4 protein-coding genes and 1 pseudogene are annotated in these 2,991 nt (G+C 68.7%); all 5 read right to left on the bottom strand.

What is annotated here, in order from left to right:
• Nucleotides 1–581: 581 nt before the first annotated feature.
• The gene (locus tag ACFYT9_RS39525) at nucleotides 582–953 is read right to left on the bottom strand and encodes a fic family toxin-antitoxin system, toxin component (protein ID WP_387280661.1); all 372 of its coding nucleotides are present in this window, start codon (nucleotides 951–953) and stop codon (nucleotides 582–584) included.
• 15 nt (nucleotides 954–968) lie between these two features.
• Nucleotides 969–1,187: a hypothetical protein gene (locus tag ACFYT9_RS39530; RefSeq protein ID WP_376603188.1), complete on the bottom strand. Its 219-nt coding sequence runs from the start codon at nucleotides 1,185–1,187 to the stop codon at nucleotides 969–971.
• A gap of 84 nt (nucleotides 1,188–1,271) precedes the next feature.
• The gene (locus ACFYT9_RS39535; RefSeq protein WP_389172041.1) at nucleotides 1,272–1,400 is read right to left on the bottom strand and encodes a hypothetical protein; all 129 of its coding nucleotides are present in this window, start codon (nucleotides 1,398–1,400) and stop codon (nucleotides 1,272–1,274) included.
• A gap of 249 nt (nucleotides 1,401–1,649) precedes the next feature.
• The gene (locus tag ACFYT9_RS39540; protein ID WP_389172044.1) at nucleotides 1,650–2,396 is read right to left on the bottom strand and encodes an SMI1/KNR4 family protein; all 747 of its coding nucleotides are present in this window, start codon (nucleotides 2,394–2,396) and stop codon (nucleotides 1,650–1,652) included.
• A 25-nt stretch (nucleotides 2,397–2,421) separates the two neighbouring features.
• Nucleotides 2,422–2,705, bottom strand: a pseudogene (locus ACFYT9_RS39545) (hypothetical protein); the annotation flags it as partial.
• Nucleotides 2,706–2,991: the final 286 nt, after the last annotated feature.

The following is a 2,991-nucleotide window of genomic DNA, read 5'->3' on the forward strand; positions in this document are numbered from 1 at the left end:
GTTTCCAGGCCCTCCGGGCGCTTCCTGCGCTTTCTTCGTTTCCGACTCTATCAGATCTTTCCGATCCGATTTCCTCGGTGCTTTCCGGTCCCTTTTGCTTTCGCTCCGGGCCCTTCCGGCGTTTCCGACTCTATCAGATCCTTTCGGCGTCTGATTCCCAGTCAGCGGGATTCGTCATTCCGGCTGTTGGGCCGTTCCGACGAGTGAGACTTTAGCGGATTCCCCGGCCCCGAAGCGAATCGGGGAATCGTCGGCCTTTCGACCGTTGGGTTCCACATTCTGCACAGCGCATGTTGAACCGGACGGCACGACAAGTCGCGGCCGTCTGGCTCATGGTTCTGCAGAATGGCTGTCCGGGGCCGACCTGGGCCGGTGCTCACGTCGGACAGCTCGGAGGACATTACGGATCGGGTAATCGCATGTCAACTTCAGGTCCGGGGGTTCTCATCCAGCTCCAGCTCAGAGCTCTCTCCGCGGCGCGAGGCCCGTTGCGGGAGCAGTGCTGGAGGTCGCGGCGCGAGGGGCGGCTCGTGCCCTTGACCGACCCCGGGGAGGAGGCAGGTCCCGTCCGGAGCGGTGGTTCAGCGCGTCCAGTTCTTCAGGACCGCGGCGATCTGTCGTACATCGACTTCTCCGGCGACGACCCCGTCGACGAGATCGATGGCCTCCTGCCCCGTGAATTCGACCGCCTGGCCTGAGGCCCGGAGATAGCCGACGGAGACCGCCAGGGCGAACAGCTCGTTGGAGTGCTCCAGGGCCGGCACGCGGACGAGCTGGTGCAGGAGCGCGGCGGCCCGGTGGTGGGGACGCTCGTACACAGGGGTGTCCATCACGCGGAAGGCATGACGGCAGCGGGCCGCTTCGAGCGAGCCCCAGTCGGTGATTCCCGGATCCCCGGGGATCACCTTCTGGGCGATGTCGAGGAGCCAGGCCAGATCGACCTGAAGGATCACGTACCGGTCCCCGGGTCAGGCGGCGTCGGTGCTGCGCCGGCCGTAGCGGGCGGCGAAGGCGTCACCGTGCTGGTTGATGACGTGGTGGGCACCGTCGAGGAAGCGGGCCCTGGTGAGGTCCGCGTCCAGGACGCGCTCCGCGTAGTCCTCGGCCGCCACGTGCCGGGCGGCGGCGGCGTGCTGGAGCGCCTCGTACGCCTCGTCGCTGATCTCGATGCGGAGTTCCCGTGCCATGGCACCACGGTAGCGCTCCGCCACTGCGTGCGGCAGCCCTCCGCGGGAAGAGCCCGTTCGGCGCGAGGTGCCGCTCGCGGACGTTCACACGCTGCTGGTCGTGATCGCCTTGCGCGCCGCTTCGGTCGCCGGTTCGGTGCGGACGCCGTCGCGGCTGCCGGCTTCGAGGCGGGGCGCCTGCGGGTGGACCTCTGGTCGGACCTCGTCCGGCACGGTGGGTGAAGCGGCTCCGTCGCTGCGGATCTTTGGGGAGAGCCGTCGGGAGGCAGAGGGTGCCCGCCGGACTCAGCACCGAAGTGTTTGCGGAGCTGCGGGGGCGGGGGCGGAGCGTTGCCGCACTCCATGGTGAGCCGGGGCACGGCCTCGCGGACGGTGTCGGGCCCGTGGTCGGCCGCGATCGTCTGTGGCCGGTCCGTGGCGCCGCGCTGTTCGCCGGAGAGGGTGGACAGCTCTGTGTATCGGTTACGGAAGGCTGAGTGCTTCGGTCCAGACGTCACCGCCAGTGGCCCAGGTCCACAACCACTGCCTCAGTGATGCGGCCGCGTAGCGCAGGCCGTCATGGGGGCCCTCGCCCCAGCTCGGCACCCATCCGTCTGTGTCATGGAGCAGCACGGGGTTGCCGGCTGCGAGCAATGACAGATGCCACTGCATCGTGCAGCCGCCTGACGCCAGGTACAGCCATGATCCGGGCAGCCCCGCCGCGCAGTCGCGTTCGTGCCTGGTGATCGAACAGGGCCAGTCGATCAGGTCCCCCGGAGCACGTCGGCCGTCGGTCAGCGAAGCCAGACCGCTGTCGGGTCCGAAGCCGCCGTCGCCGACCTCGGTGTAGATCCTCCGCAGGAGAGCCGGCAGCGGACGTCCGATGATGGCCTCGGCAGTTTCGACTTCAGGTGGCGTGACCGGCGGGAACAGTGGTCCGCGCGGAGCGTCGGCGAAGTAGGCCGCCACCTCCTCGGCCTGCGACTTGAGCACGATCATCCCGTTGCCGCTGGAGCCGACCGTCTGACTCCGCATGCGCTCCAGATGCTCTGGACCGAAGTGTTCCTCGATCCACGAACGTGGGACCGGTGCCGTATCGAACCGTAGGGCCGGATCCCACGCGCGAGTACGCAGCATGTCGATCAGCGTGTCGTCATCCTCGGGAGCACCGGGTTCGGCAGGAAGTGCGTGGCGGGACGACTCGGGGTCGCCGTGCACAGGGGACGTCATGCGGCGGGATCCTACTGCTGGGGGTGTAGCGGGTGCGGAGGCTCTTGAACCGGTAAAGCCCAGGCGAAGGTGCGCTCGACCACCCACCGCGCCCTGCCCAATCCGGAGCCGTGGGCAGGGCCTGTTGCTGCCGGTGAGCGTGAGGGCGAGCGAGGTCCCGTGGCAGTCGACATCAGGTGGTGCTTGGAGTCAGAACAGGCACGATCGACAGGTGAGGGGCTGACGGGGCCCCTCTTTGAGTGCCCGGCCGTGCAAGCGTCCGCCTGCCTCGGTCCGGTCCCGTCTCCGGCGCCAGGCCGTGACCCCCGAGGGCCGACAGCTCGCCCGGCGCCTCACCGTGCCCCGGGCGCCCGAGGCGCCGGAGGAACGGATGCCGGCTCGCCAGTCACGGCGCGCACCGGCCGCCGAGCGACTCGCCCCGCCGAACGGGTAGCGGAAGAGAGTGTCCACGATGTGGAAAGGATTCTGAGATACCTCGCTCCTGGTGCTAGCGTCCGGCTCATGCTGCACACCGCCACCCTCGCCATGATGCGAATGATGCCCCCGCCCCCGGAGGCGCTTCGCTAGCGAAGCCGTGTGCGCACAGGATGCGACG

Origin of the sequence: Streptomyces sp. NPDC004435 (genome assembly GCF_042873895.1) — a bacterium.
Classification (GTDB): domain Bacteria; phylum Actinomycetota; class Actinomycetes; order Streptomycetales; family Streptomycetaceae; genus Streptomyces.

Bases quoted from the DNA above. Each gene is read 5' to 3' on its own strand.
- ACFYT9_RS39530 (WP_376603188.1), bottom strand. From the start codon at position 1,187: ATGGCACGGGAACTCCGCATCGAGATCAGCGACGAGGCGTACGAGGCG.
- ACFYT9_RS39540 (WP_389172044.1), bottom strand. From the start codon at position 2,396: ATGACGTCCCCTGTGCACGGCGACCCCGAGTCGTCCCGCCACGCACTT.